Source organism: Paenibacillus sp. strain BS8-2 (genome assembly GCF_054483835.1).
In genome coordinates, this window is the sequence record NZ_CM137010.1 from 2,367,644 (window position 1) to 2,389,829 (window position 22,186).

The 22,186-nt window shown below is 48.4% G+C and carries 19 protein-coding genes and 1 pseudogene; 10 read left to right on the top strand and 10 right to left on the bottom strand.

The annotated features are described in order from the left end of the window. The first annotated feature begins 159 nt into the window (after nt 1–159). From ACX1C1_RS10415 to ACX1C1_RS10435, 5 genes are all read left to right on the top strand, one after another. Complete coding sequence (locus tag ACX1C1_RS10415) at nt 160–2,178, top strand: putative bifunctional diguanylate cyclase/phosphodiesterase (protein ID WP_458957007.1); 2,019 nt, start codon at nt 160–162, stop codon at nt 2,176–2,178. Nucleotides 2,179–2,215: 37 nt separating this feature from the next. Then, complete coding sequence (locus ACX1C1_RS10420; RefSeq protein WP_458957008.1) at nt 2,216–3,670, top strand: HD-GYP domain-containing protein; 1,455 nt, start codon at nt 2,216–2,218, stop codon at nt 3,668–3,670. Nucleotides 3,671–3,708: 38 nt separating this feature from the next. Continuing rightward, the gene (locus ACX1C1_RS10425) at nt 3,709–7,575 is read left to right on the top strand and encodes a response regulator (protein ID WP_458957655.1); all 3,867 of its coding nucleotides are present in this window, start codon (nt 3,709–3,711) and stop codon (nt 7,573–7,575) included. 92 nt (nt 7,576–7,667) lie between these two features. Beyond that, nucleotides 7,668–8,390, top strand: a complete 723-nt coding sequence (locus tag ACX1C1_RS10430; RefSeq protein ID WP_458957009.1) for a response regulator transcription factor — start codon at nt 7,668–7,670, stop codon at nt 8,388–8,390. Between the two features lie 218 nt (nt 8,391–8,608). Further along, nucleotides 8,609–9,988, top strand: coding sequence for a putative bifunctional diguanylate cyclase/phosphodiesterase (locus ACX1C1_RS10435; RefSeq protein WP_458957010.1), 1,380 nt, complete (start codon nt 8,609–8,611; stop codon nt 9,986–9,988). 123 nt (nt 9,989–10,111) lie between these two features. Here ACX1C1_RS10435 and ACX1C1_RS10440 read toward each other — a convergent pair whose 3' ends face one another. Both ACX1C1_RS10440 and ACX1C1_RS10445 read right to left on the bottom strand, forming a co-directional pair. Further along, nucleotides 10,112–10,330 (bottom strand): hypothetical protein, encoded by a 219-nt coding sequence (locus ACX1C1_RS10440; protein WP_458957011.1) that lies wholly within the window; start codon nt 10,328–10,330, stop codon nt 10,112–10,114. Nucleotides 10,331–10,491: 161 nt separating this feature from the next. Next, complete coding sequence (locus ACX1C1_RS10445) at nt 10,492–10,845, bottom strand: hypothetical protein (RefSeq protein ID WP_458957012.1); 354 nt, start codon at nt 10,843–10,845, stop codon at nt 10,492–10,494. A 170-nt stretch (nt 10,846–11,015) separates the two neighbouring features. On the opposite strand from ACX1C1_RS10445, the gene ACX1C1_RS10450 reads away from it, so the two are divergent. Then, on the top strand, nt 11,016–11,879 hold the full coding sequence (locus ACX1C1_RS10450; RefSeq protein WP_458957013.1) for a serine/threonine protein kinase: 864 nt from the start codon (nt 11,016–11,018) through the stop codon (nt 11,877–11,879). Nucleotides 11,880–11,908: 29 nt separating this feature from the next. Here the strand turns inward: ACX1C1_RS10450 and ACX1C1_RS10455 are convergent, their stop codons facing one another. The 4 genes and pseudogenes from ACX1C1_RS10455 to ACX1C1_RS10470 all read right to left on the bottom strand — a co-directional run bounded on the left by ACX1C1_RS10455 (nt 11,909) and on the right by ACX1C1_RS10470 (nt 15,726). Next, nucleotides 11,909–12,538 carry a TraX family protein gene (locus tag ACX1C1_RS10455; protein WP_458957014.1) on the bottom strand — a complete coding sequence of 210 codons (630 nt, stop codon included), beginning with the start codon at nt 12,536–12,538 and terminating at the stop codon, nt 11,909–11,911. Nucleotides 12,539–12,667: 129 nt separating this feature from the next. After that, entirely contained in the window at nt 12,668–13,564 is an 897-nt protein-coding gene (locus tag ACX1C1_RS10460; protein WP_458957015.1) for a manganese catalase family protein, read from the bottom strand. 233 nt (nt 13,565–13,797) lie between these two features. Then, nucleotides 13,798–14,799 (bottom strand): annotated as a pseudogene (locus ACX1C1_RS10465) (ISNCY family transposase); the annotation flags it as partial. A 159-nt stretch (nt 14,800–14,958) separates the two neighbouring features. Then, complete coding sequence (locus ACX1C1_RS10470) at nt 14,959–15,726, bottom strand: hypothetical protein (RefSeq protein ID WP_458957016.1); 768 nt, start codon at nt 15,724–15,726, stop codon at nt 14,959–14,961. A 442-nt stretch (nt 15,727–16,168) separates the two neighbouring features. Between ACX1C1_RS10470 and ACX1C1_RS10475 the strand changes: the two genes are divergently transcribed. Next, on the top strand, nt 16,169–16,645 hold the full coding sequence (locus ACX1C1_RS10475) for a hypothetical protein (RefSeq protein ID WP_458957017.1): 477 nt from the start codon (nt 16,169–16,171) through the stop codon (nt 16,643–16,645). Nucleotides 16,646–16,834: 189 nt separating this feature from the next. Then, nucleotides 16,835–17,236 (top strand): hypothetical protein, encoded by a 402-nt coding sequence (locus tag ACX1C1_RS10480; RefSeq protein WP_458957018.1) that lies wholly within the window; start codon nt 16,835–16,837, stop codon nt 17,234–17,236. 92 nt (nt 17,237–17,328) lie between these two features. Here ACX1C1_RS10480 and ACX1C1_RS10485 read toward each other — a convergent pair whose 3' ends face one another. Continuing rightward, nucleotides 17,329–17,973: an NUDIX hydrolase gene (locus ACX1C1_RS10485; RefSeq protein WP_458957019.1), complete on the bottom strand. Its 645-nt coding sequence runs from the start codon at nt 17,971–17,973 to the stop codon at nt 17,329–17,331. After that, nucleotides 17,966–18,427: a large-conductance mechanosensitive channel protein MscL gene (mscL, locus tag ACX1C1_RS10490; RefSeq protein ID WP_458957020.1), complete on the bottom strand. Its 462-nt coding sequence runs from the start codon at nt 18,425–18,427 to the stop codon at nt 17,966–17,968. Before mscL ends, ACX1C1_RS10485 begins: the two co-directional genes overlap by 8 nt. 201 nt (nt 18,428–18,628) lie before the next feature. On the opposite strand from mscL, the gene ACX1C1_RS10495 reads away from it, so the two are divergent. Beyond that, nucleotides 18,629–20,389, top strand: coding sequence for an ATP-binding protein (locus ACX1C1_RS10495; RefSeq protein ID WP_458957021.1), 1,761 nt, complete (start codon nt 18,629–18,631; stop codon nt 20,387–20,389). Between the two features lie 113 nt (nt 20,390–20,502). Continuing rightward, the gene (locus tag ACX1C1_RS10500) at nt 20,503–21,630 is read left to right on the top strand and encodes a DNA alkylation repair protein (protein WP_458957022.1); all 1,128 of its coding nucleotides are present in this window, start codon (nt 20,503–20,505) and stop codon (nt 21,628–21,630) included. A gap of 58 nt (nt 21,631–21,688) precedes the next feature. On the opposite strand, the gene ACX1C1_RS10505 is transcribed toward ACX1C1_RS10500, so the two are convergent. Next, nucleotides 21,689–21,982, bottom strand: a complete 294-nt coding sequence (locus ACX1C1_RS10505; RefSeq protein ID WP_458957023.1) for a transposase — start codon at nt 21,980–21,982, stop codon at nt 21,689–21,691. A gap of 60 nt (nt 21,983–22,042) precedes the next feature. Next, the gene (locus ACX1C1_RS10510) at nt 22,043–22,186 is read right to left on the bottom strand and encodes a hypothetical protein (protein WP_458957024.1); all 144 of its coding nucleotides are present in this window, start codon (nt 22,184–22,186) and stop codon (nt 22,043–22,045) included.

The following is a 22,186-nucleotide window of genomic DNA, read 5'->3' on the forward strand; positions in this document are numbered from 1 at the left end:
CCCTTCAATTTGCAATTCTTCACCTACTATACCAAAAGCCTGTACGAAAAACCTTAATCCTAAATAAAAAAACCTGATCGTTTCCCATATCGGCTATTCATGTCGAGCAAATCTAATGTTAGAATAAAAACGACAATTGCTGACAAGGGGAGGGATCTCTTGATTCATATAGATGAAAGTTATATCGGGTGGATCGTATTCGTTTCCTTTGTCATCGTTCTCATTACGTCATATTCCGCGATTAAATTGGTCTATCGTTCATCCCATTCAAATGGCAAAGCACGACTCGGCTGGCTGCTCGTATCCGGTAATATATTGGGATGCGGCATTTGGATCATGCATTTTATCGGCATGATCGCCTTTCACATGGAGATGACCGTGACATATGAGATGCCACTGATTTACTTGTCCTTATTCATTAGTATTGTGGCTTGTATACTGGCCTTCTATGTAACTTTGGGCAAGAAGACGACTCGGCTTAAGATCGCGATAGGCGGTTTAATTTTGGGCGCGGGTATCGTCTCCATGCATGAAACAGCAATTCGCTCGATGGTGATGGATGTCACGAAATTGACGTATGATCCTTTCCTGCGGGTATTGTCATTCATGATTGCGATTGTCGCTTCTTATGCGGCGTTATATCTGTTTATCAAATTCAAGAAACATGCATTAAGCAATATGTATAAGTGCGTTGCCGCGTTCTTGATGGGCATAGCGGTAACGGGCATGCATTACACCGGAATGAAGGCCACCGAATTCTGGCACGAAACTCCGGCGGAACCGGGAGGCGAAAGTGAGATAGCAGCAATAAATCCAAATATATTATTTTCTATATTCCTTGTCATGTTTGTTTTGGTGTTAATCATTTGGATTTCATTATTTAGAGAGCGACGCACGCTTAAGCAGATGGCTTACAACGATGCATTGACCAGTTTGCCCAATAGGCACGCAATGAATCAACTGTTCGAAGAAAAGCTCAATCCAGGTGATACCAGCTCCATCCTTTATATCGATCTCGATCAATTCAAGCTGATTAACGATACATTAGGACACGATATGGGAGATTTGTTGGTACAAGAGGTAGCAGAGAGACTGAAACAATTCGTAAGCCGCGGCAGAACGGTCTTCCGGCTTGGGGGAGATGAGTTTCTCATGCTGATCAGCGATCTGAAGCAGCAGCATGTGGAGACTTTGGCAACTCAACTGTTGGAGGAACTGCGCAGGCCTTATTGGCTGGAGGGCAACGAGTTGTATATCACGGTCAGTATCGGAATTAGTTACGCACCGCAGCATGGGACGAATCGAAATACATTACTCAAGGCGGCTGATACCGCGCTTTATTACGCTAAGAGTCTAGGCAAAAACCAATATTGTACCTATAACGATGAGATTGCGATTCGATTGTCCCGTCGCATGGAGATCGAGAAGGGTCTTCGTACCGCGCTAATCCAGCAGCAATTCACGATCCATTATCAACCAAAGTGGAACGATGCGTTCAAGAAGCCGATTGGCTTCGAGGCGCTCCTGCGATGGCAGCATCCTGTGCTTGGTTTTATCCCGCCGGATGAATTTATTCCTGTGGCAGAAGAGACAGGACTTATTATTCCTATGACAAGATGGGTGATGGAGCAAGCCTGCAAAGATTGTATGGCATGGAACGACAAGCAAGGGGTCAAATTAGGCGTTTCTGTTAATTTATCCTCTCATATCTTCGAGAGCCGCAGCCTGCAGGAGATGATCGATGCAGCGTTTGCGAATTCCGGAATCGAACCTCATCTAATGGAGCTAGAAATTACGGAATCTACGATTAAATATTATGCAACGGAGGCGGAGGAGCAGCTAGCGCCGTTGCAGAAGCTAGGCGTTCGAGTATCCATGGATAATTTCGGATCGGGATTCTCCTTCCTAGGTTCAATCGATCGAATTTCGTTCCAGACACTGAAGATTGATCGATTGTATATGCAAGATTACCAATCGCCATCGAAACGCGCGATCGTCGGGACGATCATAATGCTGGCCAAGCAGCTTGATATTGAGCTCATTGCAGAAGGCGTCGAAACGGAGGATCAGCTCGAATATCTCCGAAGCGCCGGCTGCAGCATTATACAGGGTTATTACATCCAACGTCCGATGTCAAAGGACGAAGTGGACATATGGATCGCAGGTTTAACGACTTAAGTTATGCTTTTGATCATGACACCTTAGGAGGAACACTGTGAAGAAGGATAGGAAAGTGTTTGCGTGGTTAGCCTTTTGGCTAATCTTCCCGCTGGTCTTTTTTTTCGGTATTCGGCTAACGCCGTATGACGGGATGTTTAAGACGCCCGATGGACATTTCTACATCGTTAGCCTAGTTTCTGCACTCGCACTCGGCGTGGCCGTTGCGGTCGGAATTGTGGCGACGCGGATCCGCAATATTAAGGTCAGCTTCCTGTCCCTGGCCTATGTCTCGCTTGCCGGGATGTTTATTTTACATGGCTTGTCTACACCTGGCTTCCTCATGCATCACCCGTCTATTGCCAGCCACGCAGCTCAATTCAGCACATTGCTCGCGGCTTTCTGGTTGTGGATGTGCTCGATTTCGGGCGACCATCTTTTTGTAAGGTTTCTTGCCAAGTATCAGCGTTTGTTGCTCCCTGCATGGGTAGTGCTGTTGTTGGTGCTTGGTCTGCTTCTCTGGCGGGATCCGGGTGTTACCCATATCCTCATGCTGAAGGATACGGTCCGAATGTGGGGAGTGACCTGCATAATCTTCCTGTTAAATGGCTGGACGATTTATCGTAATCTCCAGACTTATGTGGCATCGAGGCTGCCGCTGCAGCTTGCTATCGCATACAGTACCGGTTGGATGTTAGGTGCACAGTTGATTATGGTTACCGGACAAACCTGGAAGGCGAGCTGGTGGCTGTATCATTTCCTGCTGCTGGCATCCGTCATCGTTATGGTGATTGGTATTGTTAAGGACCATCTAAGCACAGGGTCGTTGACGACTTCGATTAGAAGACTGTTCCGCGCCAATCCGGAGGATTGGATCCGTACATATATCTCGTCTAGCGTCAAGGAGCTCGTCATTGCGACGGAAGCTAAAGATGCTTATACAGCAGGCCACAACTACAGAGTAGCAATGTATGCGCTAAAGCTTGGCGAAGAGCTCGGACTATCGTTGTCCAAGCTCCGCGCGATCGCGCAAGGTGGACTTGTTCACGATATTGGGAAGCTATCCATTCCGGATGGGATTCTTAACAAACCGGGCAAACTCTCGGACGAAGAGCGTACTGTAATCGAAACGCATCCCGTATCGGGGTATGACATGTGCAAGCGGCTTGGATTCATGATCGACGAACTTGCGGTGATCCGGTCGCATCACGAGAAGTGGAATGGCAGCGGTTATCCGGATCGGCTTGCGGGAGAAGAAATTCCGTTAGTCGCGCGGATAACGGCTGTGGCAGATGTATATGACGCATTGACCTCGTCGCGTTCATACAGAAAGGCGATGTCTCACGAAGAAGCAATGGTGATCATGCTGAGAGAAAGCGGAAGGCATTTCGATCCCCGCTGCATAGAGGCATGGGAGAAGCTTGCCCAGGAACAACAGAACTTTTTCCGGGATACGCTTAGCAGCAGTGTTGGTCTCAAGCTGGATTCGAATTCGCATGAACAAACGGGCTAACAGGAATGAACACCGGAGGGATGATCCTTGTGAACAAAATGTCGCTCAGAACCAAAGGGATGATCTTTATCGTGCTCATCTCCTTAATTCCTTTGCTGATTGCCGGAGTCGGCAATTATTCGGCGGTTAAGAAAACGATGCTTCGCTCGGAGATGGATAAGATCGGCAGCCAGCTGAGCGGGCAGGCTGATTCAATCGAAGCTTGGCTTGATATCCGCCGTGCGGAGGTCATGGTGATGAGCCGTACGGATGTTGTCCGTTACGGCTCATCGTCTGAGAGGAGAACCTATTTCCAGCGGGAGCTGGTGCGAAGCGGTTTCGCCTATCATACAATCGGCTTTATTGATACAAGCGGTATTGCCGTACGCAGCGATGGGACAGACCGTGATATGAGCGGCGAAGCTTTTTTTGCTGCGGCGATGCAAGGAACGGTCACGATAACAGATCCATTCAAGCCTGAATACTCGCTTGTCCAGCAATCCTATATAGCCGTTCCCGTTTATGGGAGCGGGACCGATATCGTTGGCGTTATTTATGCGTCGATTCCTTTTACGTCTGTTACCAAATTTTTTGATTTCACTCAAGATACCAATTCGGTACGATTCTATAATGACGAAGGGGATATCATCTTTTCTTCCAAAGGTTCCTTGGAGCAATCGGTGTCCATTAACCAAGATCCAGTACTTGCGGCAATTTCGCATGACATGTTAGTCAAGAATGAAGGCAGAGCTAACATGAATGAATCAGGCGAGGCGTACATGGTGTTTTATTCCAAGGTGCAGGGGACGCCATGGCGGATCGCGATGTCTGAACCGGTCTCCAAGATGGAAGAGATGCTAACGCCTATTCTGTGGCGCACCGTAACGACGATTGCGATATCGGAGATGATTATCGGTATCTTCTTCTATTTGTACTTCGAGAAGATCGTCAAGCGGCTGGAGCGAATCTTAAGCGTGACGGAGCAAGCGGCGGAGGGGCAGCTCGAAGCAGAGCATCTGGACACATCGCAATTTGATGAGATTGGGAAGCTCGCGCATTCCGTCAACGGAATGATGGAGCATTTGCAAGAGATGTTCGACAGGTTGAGCGCGATCATTAACCAGAATCAATATGGTTTCATCGTCCTTGACGATCAATACCGTGTCACTTATTTGAACCGTACGGCAGAAGAGATGCTCGGTTACAAAACAGAAGAGCTTGCCGGTCATGCGACTCCTCTCTTGTTTATGGATATGGAAGAGATTGAACGCGAGGCGGAGCTCTTAACTTCAAAGCTAGGTTACGAAGTCAGGGCAGGTCTCGATGTATTCCGCGCGCTTAGGGAAGTGCAATTCTCTTATGAGCGAGAGTGGACGTTCGTTCATAAGGACGGTACACGGATACCGACCGTGCACAGCTCCAATGGCCTCAGAGATCGGTCGGGCAAATTTACCGGCGTTGTTGGTATGGTTCGAGATAACTCCGACAGAAAGAATGTAGAGAACGCTCGTAATCGGCTGCTTAATATCGTAGAATCCGCGCAGGACCTGATCGCATCCATCGATATGGAAGGTCGTATCGTATATATCAATCGAACGGGCAGAACCTTGCTTGGCGTGCCAGAAGATGATCGGCTGGTTCCGCTGGCCAGGATGTATGTCGATCCTTCTATGCACGATCAATTAATGGAAGGCAGACAACAGGCCATCGAGATGGGCTTCTGGAATGGCAACCTGCAGATGAAGCGGGCAAACGGTGAATTATTGTACGTGTCGATGATGCTTGTCTTGCATGAGGATGAAAGTACGGGCGAGAAATTTTTCTCTTGTATCGCCAGGGATACATCCGAGCAGAGGTTGGTGCAGGAGGAGCTCGTCCGTACGACGCTCGCTGCGGAAGAGGCTAATAAGGCAAAGAGCAGCTTCCTTGCCCTAATGAGCCACGAAATCAGAACTCCGCTTAACGGAATTATCGGACTTAGCGGACTGATGCGGAAGACGGAGTTATCGGTTGTTCAGAAGGATTATGTCGATAAGATGCATCTGTCCTCCGAATCCCTGCTGCGTATTATCAATGACGTGCTCGATTTCTCCAAGATCGAAGCAGGCAGAGTCGAAGTCGAGAGCTTCCCGTTCAAGCCGGAGGAGTTGCTCAATCGGATCGCAATCCAGTTAAGCGTATTCCTTGGCGGCAAGGAACAATTCGAATTTATGATCCATACACCGGAACGTCTGCCTCAGACGCTGATCGGGGATTCCTTGCGGCTTGAGCAAGTGCTGCTGAATTTGTGTATGAATGCAATTAAATTTACCGGCAAAGGCCTCGTTAAGCTGGAGCTGCAAGCGGAGGAAGAATCGGAGGGCCAGATGTGGATCCGTTTCGTCATCACGGATACGGGTATCGGCATGAGTAAGGATCAAGTGGATCGGTTATTTCAACCGTTTACCCAAGCGGACAGTTCTACGACGCGGAAGTTTGGCGGGACAGGGCTTGGGCTTGTCATCTCGCAGAATCTCGTCAAGCTTATGGGCGGGACCTTATCCGTGTCCAGCGAAGAAGGAATCGGCAGCCGGTTCTACTTTTCATTGCCATTCGATATCGACCCGGATCGAATCGATGGAGCGGATCGTAAGCAGCCGTTCTCGATCGAACAAACGGTATGGATACTGGAAGACAATAAGCGGATGCGCGAGCATTGGGCGACGCTGTTGGAGGGCATGGGCCTAACGACTATCGTGTTTAGAAGCTGGCAGACGATGTTCGAGAGGCTGCGAATCGTTGGGGAAGGCGCGCGTCCGCATATTCTGCTGACAGACATGGAGATGCCGGATATGTTCGGCACCGACACCTGGCTGGATATGCACGAGGTGGCTACACAGCTTGATGTTCCGGTAGTGGCGCTCACAACGACCTTTGGCAGGGATGAGCTATTGCAGCTGCCTTATGATAATCGACCAGCCGCCATATTGGCGAAGCCTGCCACGCGCACGGCGCTTCTTAAGGCGTTTAAGGATGCGACGGAGCAAGCGACGATGAAACTTCAAACGCCCGGTCAGGGGAAAGTGAACGAGCCAGTCAAGCAGCGACGGAGTACAGCGAAAATTCTGTTGGCTGAAGATAATATTATTAATCAGATGGTTGCTCTCGAGATGCTTAAGGACGCGGGTTATGAAGTCCAACTGGCGGAGAATGGGCGTGAGGCGCTCGATAAGCTGGAGCGAGGAAGCTGGGATCTCGTACTTATGGATATTCATATGCCGGAGATGGATGGCACGGAGGTCGTTAAGATTATGAGGAGCAAGGAGAAGTTCGCTTCGATTCCCGTTATCGCTGTTACGGCCAATGTCATGAAAAAGGATCATGAGCGATACTTGAAGCTCGGGATGAATGATGTAATGACGAAGCCGCTCTCCGTGGAGCGCTTGCAAGAAACGGTAGCCTACTGGTTGGAGCAGAAGGAGCTGGCGGAAAACGGACAAGAGAAGCTTGCTCATGAGGACAGACGATCGCCATGGCAGGAGCGGAAGTCGATCTCTGCGGATTCGACAGCAATTTCGCTTGGGCCAGTCGTGGGGATGGATGTAGAGAGCGCGCTGGAGAGGGTAAACGGCAAGCTGCCGATCTTGCGCCATATGATCGAGCAGTTCCGTCAGGATTACGAGAGATTTGCGGATCAGCTGCGTCTCGCGCTTAAGATGTCCGAGAGGGATAAGGCACTCCGTATGCTTCATACGCTCAAAGGCGCGGCAGGGTATTTGTCGGCATCGGAACTGGGGGCTGCCGTGGATGAAGTGGGCGCTCGGATGAAAGATAATAACATGAACAAAAAACAATTAGACGATGCAGTCATCCAATTGGAAGAGAAGCTAGCGATTCTGCTTCGAGGATTGCGAGAGGCCGGACAACAATTCGACAGAATCATCTAACATTTTTCTAACAATCTGTTGTTCGTTAGGCCGCTGTCATGTATAGTAGAATTACTAAGACACGAATCTTCAATGGATTAAGGGTGACGCCGATGTATAAAGTATTGGTTATTGAAGATGACGTAATGATGAGCAATATGATTTCTATGTATTTGACTGAAGAAGGCTACCAAGTCAGTCAGGCGTTTCGCGGCGACAAGGGGTTGCAGCTTGCCTCCAGCTTCATGCCTGATCTCATTCTGTTGGACTTAATTCTGCCCGATTTGGACGGAATCGAGGTATGTATGGAAGTTCGCAAGACTTCCACCGTACCGATTATGATTCTGTCAATGAAGAGCGAAGTGTCCGAGAGGGTGCAGGCGTTAAAGTCTGGGGCGGATGACTACTTGTGCAAGCCCTTTAGTATGCATGAACTCACTGCTCGTGTAGAGGCGCTGATTCGTCGTTCCAACGTCATCTACGGAGAAGCGGCAACCGTGATCGCTGCAGCAACAGAGCTGCTTTCCACAGCTGCCGAGGAACTGATTCAGCTGGATGTCGAGAGAAGGCTGTTGTTAGTGCGAGGACAACTAGTAGAGACGACATTCTCGGAGTACGAATTAATGAAGCTGTTCTTGGCGCACCCCGGGAAGGTGTTTAGCCGAGAAGAATTAATTAACGCCATTCGCGGATTCGACTCATTCGTGACGGATCGGGCCATCGATGTACATATCGTTAATCTGCGAAAGAAGATCGAACTTAATCCCAGGGAACCGAAGCTTATCCGCACCGTGTGGGGGTTTGGCTACAAGTACTCGGCACAGGCCGTGAACTGAGATTGTAATGGTTTGGACAATACCTCTCTATCGATCGGCGCAAGAACCGCCGTATTAGGTCAGCCATGACCCAATGCGGCGGTTCTTTGTATTTGTATTGGGAGAAAGCTTGGTTTTCTAACAAACTTCTAAAATGTATTTCCGTATATTTCTAATATATCTATGAGACTATGGTCGTAATGGAAATTAGGTGCGTGGATAATAAGGGGTGAATGTAAATGGGAAGTTCTACACAATTGTTGACCAGGAAAGATGCCTATGCGTTAGTCGAGCTTAGTCTTCAGCTGGCGCGTGCGGGAGGCAACCGATTATTGGTCGCTATTGTAGAATTTGATCGGTTCTATCGCGTGGTTGATACAAAAGGCGCAGAGTTTAGTAATTCGGTGCTCAAAATGATGATGGGCAGACTGGAGGAAACGGGCAGGCTGCTATCAGGCTCTAATCCCCCGGTACTTTGCAATTGGGGCAGCCATTCATTTCTGTACATCTTGCAAGAACCCGAAGATAAGAATCTGTGCTGGCAAGCGGTAGATACGATCAAATATGCTGTAGAATGTCCTGTCATTGAGAATGGCACTGAGCTTTATCTCATGGCCAGCATTGGTGCGTGCTACTACCCGCAAGACGGTCTCACGAGCGATACGCTGATCTGCAGGGCGGAATCGGCACTTCAGACTTCGAAGGATATGGGAGGCAACCGCGTATCCTTCTATCAATCGGAAGATTCGATACGTATGGACCGTCGCATCGCCATCGAAACAGGACTGAGACCGGCTTTGTATCAGCGACAATTCCACCTGACGTATCAGCCCATCTATAGATTGATGGACGGAAGGTTGAGAGGGCTGGAGGCTCTTATTCGTTGGAATCACCCTGAGCTCGGCATGATTTCGCCGAATGAATTTATTCCGATTGCCGAGCATAACGGTCTAATTCTTCCCATTGGGGAATGGGTGCTGCGAGAAAGCTGCAAGATGCTGGCCCAAATACGCCGGTATGGTCTTAGCGATATGCGGATGTCCATTAACATCTCACCGCTGCAGCTCCAGGATCCGACGTTTACGTCGACGGTGTTGGTTGTGCTGGAGGAACATCGGCTGGAGCCGTCCGCCATCGAACTTGAGATTACAGAACATTTTCTCTTTCACACCTCGGATGTGGCACTTGCAGCGCTGAGCCGGCTGCGAGCCGCTGGCGTACGTCTTGCGCTTGATGATTTCGGTACGGGTTACTCCTCCTTTAGCAACTTAAAGCAGTTGCCAATCCATAGTTTGAAGATCGACAAAAGCTTCATAGAAAAGCTCGACTTAGGAGGCCCAGAGCGCCACATCGTGGAATCCATCATTGGACTCGTCCAGAAGCTTGGTATTGAAGTGGTGGCCGAAGGCGTGGAATACGAAGCACAATATGAAATGTTGAAGGCTTGGGGCTGCGATTATGTGCAGGGCTACTTGCTCGGTCGACCCATGGAGCCAACCGTTATGGATACGACGATGTTTCGTGGAATGTCTTCAGTAGACAGTGAAGAGTCATTAGACGAGCAAGATGATGTGTGCGATCGAAATGCTGATGAATATGTGCCATGTTGTCCGTCCTAACGGGGAGCATGGTTTTTTCTTTTTTAATGAATCGCAATGCGAGCGCTATGAATTCGATTAGCTCAATGAAAAAACCTTTCAAACCGAAATACGTTCGGTTGAAAGGTTTTTCGTTTGTACAATTCAACTCACTTCAAGGTAAAGCTTGGTACCGTCGTTATACTGGAAGATGGCGACATCGCGCACCATCTCAACCGACTTGATCCGTTTCCACTTTTTCCTGAAATCGAAGTCCAGTTCCATCTCGTACAATTTATGGTGAAGCAGCTCTACAGATGCCGATTGTTCGTTAGGGTAATAGACAGGGACTGAACGATTCTTGAAGGTTAGGACTCGCATCATAATGTCATGCACCTCCGATTTGCGTTTTTCCCATTATACCGAGAACAGATTAGCCTCTTATGAAACTGTCGTGAGAAGTTTGTTTACTTTGCTCATAGTTTCCTAACATTTTTTAATTCCAATGTAACAAAATGTTATGCCATCATTCGACAATGCAGGTCCTACGAACTGCTGTATTTCCATTTTTTCTTATAGTAACCGTGTCCGTAATGATGGTTATATCTTGGAGGATGCGGGTAATGAGGCGGCTGATTGGGATACGGCGGTTGCCCCGGATATTGTCCATGTGCGTTAGGGTGCGGCGGCGGTCCGGGATAATGACCGTTCGGGTATGGCGGTTGCCCATGATGCTGGTTAGGCGGGTAATGAGGCGGCCCGTGGTGATGGCCATGTTGATTCGGGTATGGCGGGTAATGAGGCGGCGGATAGTAGCCTTTCTTGAAATCACTGCTGCTGTAGTGGTGGTAACCATGTCCGTGACGTCCGGTGAGGGAATGCAGAATACGTCTTAACATTTTATTTCCTCCTTCATGTAATCGGGTAATAGAATAGCTTAACCATGTATACGTCAATTACGAAGGGAGGTTTCTCCGCGCTTTGCCTAACTAGACTTTTATCTTCATAGATGTTGTCCCTCGACATTGATGGCAGCGGGCGATAAGCTAATAGAACAGGAGTTGATGGCATGCGCAAAAGCTTAAAGACAAGGTGGACCGAATTCATAACCGAATTCAAGGATTATCCGCTGCAGCCGGGCAAAGCATGGGGCAAACGATACAGGGTCGAAACATTTCTTGGTATGGGCAGCTACGGCCAAGCATATGCTTGCAGAGACCTAATGAGCGGAAAGGTCGTACTCCTAAAGCGGAACAAACCTAGCAAGGGCAACATCGGCATTGAGCTCTTGCGAAGAGAATATCGAATCATGCAGGCGGTCTGGCACCCGCAGATTCCTAAGCCTTTGAATTATGTGACAGATGGCAAACAGGAAGGTCTAATCATGGAGTATATCGAGGGCTATAACTTAGAGTATGCCATCTATGAGAATAATCAAACCTTCTCCGTAAGAGAAGGGCTAATGATTCTTAAACAGCTTATGCAGCCGCTGAAACAATTGCATGCCGCCGGTTACGTTCATCGTGACGTCCGGATTCCGAATGTTATTCTATCGGATGGTCTGCCGCGATTGATTGATCTCGGACTCTCCTGCGCGATAGGGGAGAAACTCCCCGAGGAGCTTCGCAAGGCATTAGGCGAAGACAGCTACCTGCTCACGGGGAGCGCGGGCGCGATCAAACATCGTATGCGGGGCCCGCATCCATCTAGCGACTGGTTCGGTCTTGGGCATTTGTTTCTCTTTATCATGTATGCCGGATATGAAGCGGGAGAGGAGCAAGGTGAGCAGAGCTGGGAAGAAGAGCTGGAGCTCCCTGACCGCGTCCGGCTTTATCTTCGTAAGTTGTTGAATGATGAGTCCGCATGGCACTCGACCGAAGAGTGTGAGCGTGAGCTTGACGAGTTGCTCGAAAAGTTGGACGAGGATATGTGACAGTAGGTTAGCTGCGGCAGCTAATGAAGTTAAGTCAGTAAGTGGACGCCTACGGCTATCAACGCTAGATGGAGCGGATAGAAGCTCCGCCATAACAAACGCGGGACTTGCACGCGATCCAATGTGCGCAAGAACACGGGAAGATAGATAATCAGGATGCTGGCAAACAGACTGAATAGTTGGATGATCCAGCCCTTGGCGAATACCATTGTTACGTTGAGCACGAGATGCAGCCAGACCACATTCGCCGGTTTCGCATAACGATAGATGAAAACAAGCAGCAGCGCATAGGCGCCATAATCAAACGGAATAAGCTCAAGCAGCGCTACGGCAGCAGCGATAAGCAATACGAGTAGCGGTCGATTGTCCTTATAACGATCGAGCAGCGTCAACATAAGCAAGCAGACAAACAACGATGCGATTGCGTTGACCTCCCAGACTTGAAAGGCAAGCATATAGGGAATTTGCGACAAGCAGGCCAGCCCCGCCATCCTTATTAGGTAATGGTTCAAATTCCTTGTTCGGAAGTAGCCGATGACAATTGCATAAGCGTAGAGCGGAAATGCTAGTCTGCCGATGATTCGGAGAGTAGAGTCTTCCGGAAACCATACGGCGCCAATATGATCAATGAGCATGGTAAGCATGGCTAGCCATTGCATAATGGAAATCACCTTCGCTAGAGTAATGGATGTTAGCAGGTTTAGTATAACATAGCCTGCCGCGAAGGGATATTTGCCAAGGCGTGGAGCAGGAGTATGCTAGGATGTAAGACGCAAGGGGAAAGGCGGTTACAGCCCCGCGTTTTTCTTGAGCCTCGCAGCGATCTCGAGGAAATCTTCTTCCGAGATCCCAGGCGCGAACTCTTCGGGGGAAGCGTCCAGATCAAACATCGGACCACCCTCCGGCGCACCTTGAATGACTTCCAGCTTGGCTCCGGTTTGTGGATTCTGTCCGTTCCAGATCAGAACGACATCCTTGTAATCTTGAGGGCTGAACGTGTAGAGCTTGTTGCCAAGTCCCATTGCTTCGTATTTGCGTGCTGTCTCGAAGTGATCGTTGCTAAGGTTCGGGATCGGTATCAACTTTTTCATATCCACGCCTGTAGCGATCTCCAGTGCCTTGGCGTAAGCCAAGACATGAACGCCGCCGCGTACGAGCAAGTAGCCGATCATAGCACGAGCGGTAGGATTATCGGTCATCTCATACACACGCATCTTATGTGTACGGGCCCCGCACTCCAAGAAGAAGTTATGGAGCAGATCAAGCACAAGATTGCCGCTATTGAACACGTAATCGCCGCGCCATGCGTTGCCCATAGAGTCGCCGGCTAACGAAGTTTGGGCCGTGCTGATAAAGAAATAGCTATTCCGTTTGTCCAGACCGGGTCTAAGCGGTGTTGAATCCGGATCTCCTGGTGCTGTGGTGCCTGCCAGCACCATATTGATGGCTGCGGATACGAGCTCGACGTGGCCAAGCTCTTCGGCCGTTATGCTGGAGACAAGATCGTAGAATGGCTTCAGCTTTTGTTTGTTGCGGAAGTTAAAGGATTGGTACATATAGTTGTTCAGCGTGGACATCTCCCCGAACTTGCCGCCGAGCAGTTCTTGTACAGCCGCAGCCGCATTGGGATCCGCATAAGGGGATGGGGGAAGCTCGATCTGAAGCTTGTTCTGACGGAAAAACATGAGGGCGATCACCGCTTTCTTGTGTTATTGATAGAGATTACTAATACGTATGCCGGAGCGCTTGTCGACATACCGACTCAGGAGTGGCGTTTCCGAGCCTGAGCCAAAAAATACGGAAAAGTCTATCAATTGTCTGAGATAATGTCACCCTAATTGCTCAGTGAAAATGTCACCCCTGTTGTTTTTTGAAGCCACCGTCAGGTGGCTTGGATTTGGCTATGTAATGTGGTACTCTAGGGTTGGTTTTGTTGTATTCGATATGTCCTTCTACAAGGATGATCGTCGGCGGATTTGCGTGGCTTCGCAGCACCCGCCTTTTTCTTTTTATTCTCTAGCGTTGGGGTCGGCTTTTGTGTTTACTTGAGCGCCAGTGCCTCTCCGTTATGCCAGACGAACACTTCGCCACGCAATGTCTCACGGACTTCGACAACCGTTTTGGCATCCCATCGTCCATGAGTAGTTTTGGAAAAGGTATAGATCGTGCCGCCATACGATAATGTCTTTCCCGTTCCTAACTTGCTATACTCGCGAATTGTAAAGATATGCTCCAATTGAACACCTTTCTCCAGTTTACGATACGCTAGATTAGAGGAAGCAGGGGCCACCGCAAACTGTTTGTTGTGTTTGGCGATTAGTTTAGGTAGAACCTTGTTAACTTCCTCGATCGTGCTAATGCCTAGCAACCGCAGTTCGATGACGAGGCGATTCTGCAAGGTCAACCACAGGCGTTCTACACGCCCCTTGGGTTGCGGCGTGATTGCTGTGATATGTTCGATGCCGAGCTCGTGCATCGCCTTACCAAAGTGGGAGGGAGGATTCGTCATGCCGGCAAGCTCTTGTTCCAAAGTGAGCTTCTCGTTGGGTGAGCGAAAGATCGTGTGACGGTCGCTATAGCCCGAGCGGCACACCATGCTTTTTGATGCCCTGCATCATCACGAGCGAATATCCCTCTCGGCATTCAGTGGGCATAAACACGGCACCGGTCACGATGCCTGTCGCGTCGTCGATGTTGGCGTGAAGGGCAAACACCGGGGAGCGATCTTCCAACCAAGCAAACGGGGTCGTGTCGGTTTTCCAGAGCATTCCAGCTTGAGCGCGCACTTGAGGGGTTGATGAGCTTTGTTGCGTCGTCGCTGCTTCGATGACTTCAGTCCCTTAGCGAGAAGAATAAGCCGCACACTTACGCTGCTGACATTGATCTTCTCATCCATGTAGCTCAGGGGTAGAGCATCGCACTCGTAATGCGTAGGTCGGGGGTTCAATTCCCTTCATCAGCATTTCATTTACACCAAAATGACGCGGATTCGGAGATCTCCGAACCCGCGTCATTTTGTATCTAGATTTTAATGTCATTGGATGGCCCAAATGTCGCACTACCGTGATATTTGTGTTTCTTAATTAGTAAGAACGATTAGGTAATTCCCAAGTGTATAAGTGTTTCCACCAGTAGAATAAGTTCGTGGAACTGAAACTGATGCATTCTCAGAACTTACTAAAGTGGTATTGCTACCCCATTGATGCCAATATTTTAATGTCCCTTGGCTCTGTTTCATATATGGCTGGAAGCCAACATAACCAGTCTTTCCTTGAGGTACCAGATCAGTAAATGTTGTACTTGTTGCGCTGGCACTTGAATAAGTATACCCGAAAGTAATTCCTGCAGTGACCGCATCTTTTTTGGCTTGTACATTGACATTCGAGGAAAAAGCACTTGTAGTAGTAGTAGAAAAGCCAATTGCAAGAGGGCAACCATTTGGATTATAAGTACAGGTGAAATCATCACTTACTCTTCGTGTAGCGGCAGTATAATTTGAAGTGGATGATTCAATATATTCGTAGTAGTAGAAGTCATAAGGCATTAACGACACTACAGGTTTTGAAGACGCTCCTATTTGCTCTAAAAGAGAATTCAGTCTTGGAGTTTGATATTCATATGGTACAACATTTTCTTTAATTTCTTTAGCATATTGACTTAGTGGCTTTTCTACTAAACTACCATCTGAACCAACAGTATAAACTGCAACAATAGTTCCGCCTAACTCTTTGTCGTAGATTCCTATGATGCCCTCAGTTGTAGGTACTTCGTTTGATTCATTACTTGCATAGATCGTGCTTGAAAATGTAAGCAATAGAACAATTACCAAAACCAAAAATTTTCTCATTCCATTCCCTCCCGAAACCCTTTTTTTGTGATACAATACAAATATAGTATAAAGACCATTTTTTGTAAACATTTGTATTTAAGTATTTTTTTGGATCCGTTATGTCACTCATCCTAAACTTATATTCCAATATAGTGACCAGGCAGTGACCATTAGTGCTAAATCTTACAAAGAAAAACGTCGTTTGCTGAGCATACGGCTGATTCAAATCGCGAAGTAAATCATTATTAGAGTAACAGTTCGGATGCGGCTACACTTCACTCCACAGCGAAGTGGCGATTCTTCTTCATGAAGACTTTCCTGAGTCACCACCATGATGCGTAGTGAAGTGTAGGTGAGGTTTCAGATCTTTATTTGCAGCGATTCTTAAAACGTTCGATAGGTCCCAAAAGTTAAATATAAGAGCCAATTCTTTTAATGTTCAATTAGGAGGCGTTGAAATATGGCTTTGAGAGATGGATTGATGATGTTTAACCTAGTCATGTTATTTTTTTTAGTTTTGGTTTCATGTGATGCATCATCTAACCAAAAGTTGTTTTATGTATCTGAAGACGAGTCGATTGACAAAGGATTAAAAGAAGTGAACGGTGTTTTGTTGGACAAAGAAAACATTAACGACGAGACAGTTGTAGTTTTTAAAAATCTTGAAGATCATGCAATTTCAATATCTAGCGTGTTCAGAACGAAACAAGGTTTCGAATGGAATCATCGAATGCCTTACTTTACTTGCAATCAATGTACAATCGAATACTTATTGTCATCGAATGATGAGATTACAATTGTTATTGGAACAATAAGCGATCCAGCGGTGAAAAACGTCGAAGTCGATCATAAATATACTTTGGAAGTGAAAAGCGGAAATTATGTCGGTATCAATATCGATGTCGAGCCGAGTTATGAAATTCAAAAGATAAATTAAATGAGCTTGGCATGATGTAGGCTTCGAAAATGAATTCGCTATCAGCATCCCAAATGCTTTCGGTAGGTTAGATAATAGCGTGTGTGCAGCTAATAAGATTTATTTACGCGAATGACTCTTCGAATCTACCCAAGCGGGCTAGCTCGTCACGCATATACTAGTGTAAGCGTGATAGAGAGGAGGGTTTATATGTCCGATCGAGTGGAAGTAAGCAGCTGCTGTGGTAGAGGAGAGTTTGTGGGAGGCGTGTCCCATCACGGCCACAGGCATCGTCGCGGAAGGGCTGTAGCCGGCGTGCAAGAGGCAGGGCGCGAGCTCAGCAATACGTTCGGCAAGCTTCGCAAGCGCAGCAACGCCAGGAAACTGGTTGCGGCTATCCGTCATTGCGACGCGAGAGCGGTTAACCGTCTGTTGACATCCGATTGCCGTACCGTTTGTTTTTTCAAGAGACCAGGCCATGATTGCGTGAAGGTAGCTTGCGGATTTGGTAGAGCGGGAGCGGCTATTGTTACCTTTGATATTTGTGTCAGGAATGCATTTGATCGCGGTCATGGTTGTGGCTGCGGAGGATTCGGTAACGGTTTCTACTAAATTATATCAACGAATAAGGAGAGGCTGCCGCAGCAGCCTCTCCTTATTTGAATTCTATGAATTTATGTGTTTTTTCACCTTGCACCATCGCTTCAACTTCTTGCAGACAAGCGTAATAGCATTCGCATCGTATCGATATAATAGCTGCCGTTTCGAGGGACGAATTCGTTGGCCCTAACTACTTGTATACATGGTGTTAACGCTGAACCATCATCCGAGAGCTCAGCTCCGCGTACCTCAAGCCAATCCAGCTCGCCGCTGAAGAGGGCAAGCATACCGGGGAGATCGGCTTCGTAGACACCGGCGACTTCCTCTGGCTGAAGCTTGAGTTCGGATAACGGCATGTCGCAATCGAGCGCAAACTCATCGCTAACTTCCCGGTCGATAATATGTTTACCCCGGACGGTTCCGCTCGCTTCCTCGCGAATTTGTCCCAGTGGAATAAGCTCCTCGAATTTGGCGGTTATACCAAGCTCTTCTTCGATCTCACGAACAGCATCACGCACCGTCTCCCCGGCAGATAGATGACCCGCTGCAGTAATGTCATAACGATCCGGATTGGTGTCCTTCGTCTGTTGCCGCTTCTGGAATCGGACGAAACGGCGATCGCCTTCGCTGCGGATTAACCAACAATGAAAGGACCGATGCCAGTAGCCGTTCGCATGCGTCTCTGACCGAGTAGCTGTGCCGATGTGATTCATGGCTTCATCATAGATGTCGAATCGTTCCTCAGGCATTGGCGGCGGACTCGTCTAGATGGGAGGTGCAGTGCTTGCAGCGCGTGGCTTTGATCGGCACCTGGGACAAGCAGTATGGGCATTCCTTCTCTGTAGGGGCGGCAGGCGCTGCCTTAGGCTCTTCTTTGATGCGGCGCAGCGCGTTGATACCTTTGACGAGCAGGAAGATACAGAAGGCGACGATGATAAAGTCGAGCAGGACGTTGATGAATTGGCCGTATTTGATATACGGGAGCTCTTCCGGCTTGCCATCATACGTTGCAACATCGACCAAAGCGATCTTCAAATCCTTGAAGTTGACGCCTCCCAGTATGCGCCCAATTGGGGGCATAATAATATCATTGACGAGCGATGTGACGATCTTGCCGAACGCGCCGCCGATAATAACACCGACCGCAAGATCGATGACGTTGCCGCGCATCGCAAATTCTTTAAATTCTTTTACAATCTTCATAGAAGACTCCTCCAATTCCGATATACAATCTATTATTGTCTATTGTATACCCAATCTAGCATTGCTATAAGTCGAGATCAAGAAAAAAAGGATCGCATTTGGCGCAGAAGCGACAGAATTCGTGTTTTTCGAAGAGGAAATTTCCTAAAAATGTCGAACTTTACTAATATGTGTTGCACTATTAATGCCTGGAGGAGCGCGATGAATCAACTGTTTCAGTTCGGGAGTCCTTCCTTTCTGCTGCTCTCTCTCTTTCTTATCACCTTCGCAACGTATGTAACCTTCCATATGGAGTGGAAGTGGAAATCCGGCAGCTTGCTAGTTTCCCTCTCCAGCTTCATAGGACCCGCACTCGTCTTTACGCTCGGATTATGGACGATGCATGTCGTATTCCTACTGGCTTCAAACTTCATGTTGCAGTTGGAATGGACGATTATGCTTCATTTCTCCACAACAACATGTCTGGCAGCCTTATCGTTGAGATGTTTTCAAACAAGCCAGCTACCTCCTCGTTTAGTCGAAGCTGCATCTGCTGGCCTCATGTCTGCAGGCGTTGTGTCTTTATATTATATTTCGATGTTCGGCTACTCCATCCACCGTGTCGAGCTCGATATGCCATTGTTTTTCTATTCCGTCCTTGTCAGCTTTGTTGGATGTTACTTCGCGTTTATCCTGCTTCGCCACAAGTCGCAATGGCGGTATGCAGCTGCCAGTATCTCTGTCGGGATCAGCAGCATGATCTTACATGCGATCGGTATGAACGCGCTCACCATCGAGTATCGCTTTATGATGACATTTGATAGACTCAATCACTACCTCATGCTGCTTGCATTCATACTGGGCGTTATGGTTGTTCTTATGATTACATTCTCCTATACAACTTGGCTAGGGCTCAAAAAATACAATCAAATGGACGAGCGATATAAACTTCTCGTTGATAATTCAACCGATACGATCGCGATCATCGTGGACGGCAAGTGGGAATTTCTCAATCCATCCGGATTTCGACTATTCGAAGCCGAGAATGAGAGAGAGCTGCTCGGTCGCTGCATCTTCTCCATGCTTCATAGCAGCAATCATATCGAGATGCAAACATGGCTGGATCAGGAGCCGGATCAATCGGGTAGCGGGTGGCGGATGATCGAGCTGCACTGGCATACGCTGAAGGGCAGGTTTATTCTGACCGAGATGGTTCGCATGCGAACAAACTATAATGGCAAGCAAGCGGAACAAGTGATCATTCGCGATATTACGGAGCGCAGGCGCAAGGAGCAGCTCTACATTAATGCAGAGAAGCTCTCGATTGCAGGCGAGCTTGCTGCTGGCGTTGCGCATGAGATTCGTAATCCATTAACCTCGTTAAAAGGATTTATTCAGTTGATCGCATCTGGAAAGGTGAGAGAAACGCAATTCTTGCCCATCATGAAAGAGGATCTGTCCCGCATCGAAAGTGTCGTGTCCGAGCTGCTCATGTTGTCCAGACCGCAAGCGATTGAACTTAAGCCGATTAACCTCAAAGAGCTGCTGAGCGAGTGTTCAGCTGCGATCGGCGCGCAGGCAGCTGCGCATCGTGTGTGGATTCAACATCGGATCATGAAGGAGCACGCATGGGTGCTCGGCATATCGCTTCAGTTGAAACAAGCATTCATTAACGTCATCAAGAATGCAATCGAAGCGATGCCGGATGGCGGACATCTTATCATCGAGCTCAAGCAGGAGGGAAGCCGCTTCCTGCAAGTAAGTGTAGCAGACGACGGCATCGGTCTGACGAAGGAGCAGCTCTCGAAGCTTGGACAACCCTTCTATTCGACAAAGGAGAAAGGAACAGGGCTTGGTCTGCTTGTGACCTATAAGATTGTTAACAATCATGATGGTGAAATCGAGATCGAAAGCGAATTAGGCATCGGAACGACGCTTAGAATGCGGCTGCATGCGTCACAAGTTCCGGACGGGGACATGTAAGACGAAAGTAAGCTAAAGTAGACGGCTTGCGAAAGTAATGGCGCTATGATATACCTATATCATATAAGAACATACGATCTCTTTTTGGGGATCGGGATAGGGGTAATAGCGCAATGGCAGAACCGTTGAAGGAAATCTATAATGGCCTGTTCTTGGAGCAGTTCGCAAAGCGGATGTTCGAGGCATGGCCGGCATTCGATCAGGCACAATTTCTCGGATTGACGAGAGCTGGTGACTGGGAGGCCTTGGAACTAAAGGCTAGAACTCGCAGAATTACAGAATCGCTCGGCGCAGTACTGCCGGATAATTACCGCCAAGCACTTGATGTTCTTTATCTCGTTGATGAGGCTTGCGTTGGTTTTCCTTATTTATTTTTCCCTGACTTCGTTGAAGTGTATGGCAGGGGAGAAGGCGACTTCCATCATTCCATGGAAGCGTTGGAGCGGTTCACGCAGCGTTCTTCTGCAGAATTCGCTGTACGACCCTTTATTCTGGAGCAACCGGAAGAGATGGTCACGCAGTTGCTTATCTGGGCGGAGCATCCAAGCGAGCATGTCAGAAGGTTAGCCAGCGAAGGATCGCGACCGCGGTTGCCATGGGCGCAGGCTTTGCCGATGTTCAAGCGGGATCCTTCGCCTGTGCTGCCAATCTTGGAACGACTGAAAGCGGACACGTCTCTATATGTGCGCAAGAGTGTTGCCAATCATCTCAACGATATTGTGAAGGATCATCCTGAGTTGGTCATCGAGATCGCCAAGAGGTGGAAGGGAGATAACGAACGCACCGATTGGATAGTCAGGCACGCATGCCGTACACTGATCAAACGAGCGGAGCCCGCTGTTATGGAGCTTTTCGGCTACGCAGACACAGGTAAGGATGCTAAGCCTCTAGTTACAGATGCATCGCTCGAGCTGTCTCGTCCTTCATTAGCGATTGGCGAAGACGTAGAGCTGCGCTTCTCTTATACGCCTGTTGAGACAGAAGAAGGTCAACCGCTGAAACTGCGTATCGAATACGGCATTGATTTCGTGAAGTCATCAGGCAGTACGTCGCTGAAACGGTTTCTGCTATCGGATCGATACTTCGATTCAGGCAAGAGGATAGAAGGAACGCGTACACATCGCTTCGCCGATCTAACCACTCGCAAACATTATGCGGGCAATCACACGGTTACGTTGTGGGTCAACGGTGTAGAAGTCGCTAGGAGCGAGTTGTTGGTAGCAGATTCATTCGTCCCATAATATACAAATAAAAATGGCGGCGCCGCGGGAGAACATGCTCCCTGGCGCCGCCATTCTGTTATCTTTGTTTGTTGCTGCTGGTATGTCGTCTTGGATGCTGCATATGAGCCTCCGGATCATCATCATCGTCATGCGGAACGAGACGCGGATCTGTCTTGCCTGCATGATGATTATCGAACTCAAGCTCGACTTGCTTCCACTCTGTCGATCCCAACATCGGATCGGCAGGAAATACATCGCCGCGCTCCAGTTGTTCGTCACGTCCCCATTCGTTCCGATAGACGCCATCCGTCTCGACAGGTTCACCGGAGATCGGTTCCATACGGTGCTGATGCTTGTTCTCGTTCGTCATGTTGTAATCCCCCTATGCGGAACATGTTGGATTGCTGCACAATTACGTACACTCGACAATCTACAAGCCATGTTTGGTTACTGCGGCTTGATCTGCCTCAGATTGGAGCTCACGCGATTTTTTTTTGCTCGCAGCACCCTGATCCGCCAGAGACTGAGCTTTGCTTGCTGCTTTCTGTAGATGCGATGGTTGCTTGCCGGACAT

Bases quoted from the DNA above. Each gene is read 5' to 3' on its own strand.
- ACX1C1_RS10435 (WP_458957010.1), top strand. From the start codon at position 8,609: ATGGGAAGTTCTACACAATTGTTGACCAGGAAAGATGCCTATGCGTTA.
- ACX1C1_RS10505 (WP_458957023.1), bottom strand. From the start codon at position 21,982: ATGACGAACGAGAACAAGCATCAGCACCGTATGGAACCGATCTCCGGT.
- ACX1C1_RS10495 (WP_458957021.1), top strand. From the start codon at position 18,629: ATGAATCAACTGTTTCAGTTCGGGAGTCCTTCCTTTCTGCTGCTCTCT.
- ACX1C1_RS10455 (WP_458957014.1), bottom strand. From the start codon at position 12,538: ATGCAATGGCTAGCCATGCTTACCATGCTCATTGATCATATTGGCGCC.
- ACX1C1_RS10450 (WP_458957013.1), top strand. From the start codon at position 11,016: ATGCGCAAAAGCTTAAAGACAAGGTGGACCGAATTCATAACCGAATTC.
- ACX1C1_RS10430 (WP_458957009.1), top strand. From the start codon at position 7,668: ATGTATAAAGTATTGGTTATTGAAGATGACGTAATGATGAGCAATATG.
- mscL (WP_458957020.1), bottom strand. From the start codon at position 18,427: ATGAAGATTGTAAAAGAATTTAAAGAATTTGCGATGCGCGGCAACGTC.
- ACX1C1_RS10440 (WP_458957011.1), bottom strand. From the start codon at position 10,330: ATGATGCGAGTCCTAACCTTCAAGAATCGTTCAGTCCCTGTCTATTAC.
- ACX1C1_RS10445 (WP_458957012.1), bottom strand. From the start codon at position 10,845: ATGTTAAGACGTATTCTGCATTCCCTCACCGGACGTCACGGACATGGT.
- ACX1C1_RS10500 (WP_458957022.1), top strand. From the start codon at position 20,503: ATGGCAGAACCGTTGAAGGAAATCTATAATGGCCTGTTCTTGGAGCAG.
- ACX1C1_RS10475 (WP_458957017.1), top strand. From the start codon at position 16,169: ATGGCTTTGAGAGATGGATTGATGATGTTTAACCTAGTCATGTTATTT.
- ACX1C1_RS10470 (WP_458957016.1), bottom strand. From the start codon at position 15,726: ATGAGAAAATTTTTGGTTTTGGTAATTGTTCTATTGCTTACATTTTCA.
- ACX1C1_RS10510 (WP_458957024.1), bottom strand. From the start codon at position 22,186: ATGTCCGGCAAGCAACCATCGCATCTACAGAAAGCAGCAAGCAAAGCT.
- ACX1C1_RS10480 (WP_458957018.1), top strand. From the start codon at position 16,835: ATGTCCGATCGAGTGGAAGTAAGCAGCTGCTGTGGTAGAGGAGAGTTT.
- ACX1C1_RS10425 (WP_458957655.1), top strand. From the start codon at position 3,709: ATGTCGCTCAGAACCAAAGGGATGATCTTTATCGTGCTCATCTCCTTA.
- ACX1C1_RS10485 (WP_458957019.1), bottom strand. From the start codon at position 17,973: ATGCCTGAGGAACGATTCGACATCTATGATGAAGCCATGAATCACATC.
- ACX1C1_RS10460 (WP_458957015.1), bottom strand. From the start codon at position 13,564: ATGTTTTTCCGTCAGAACAAGCTTCAGATCGAGCTTCCCCCATCCCCT.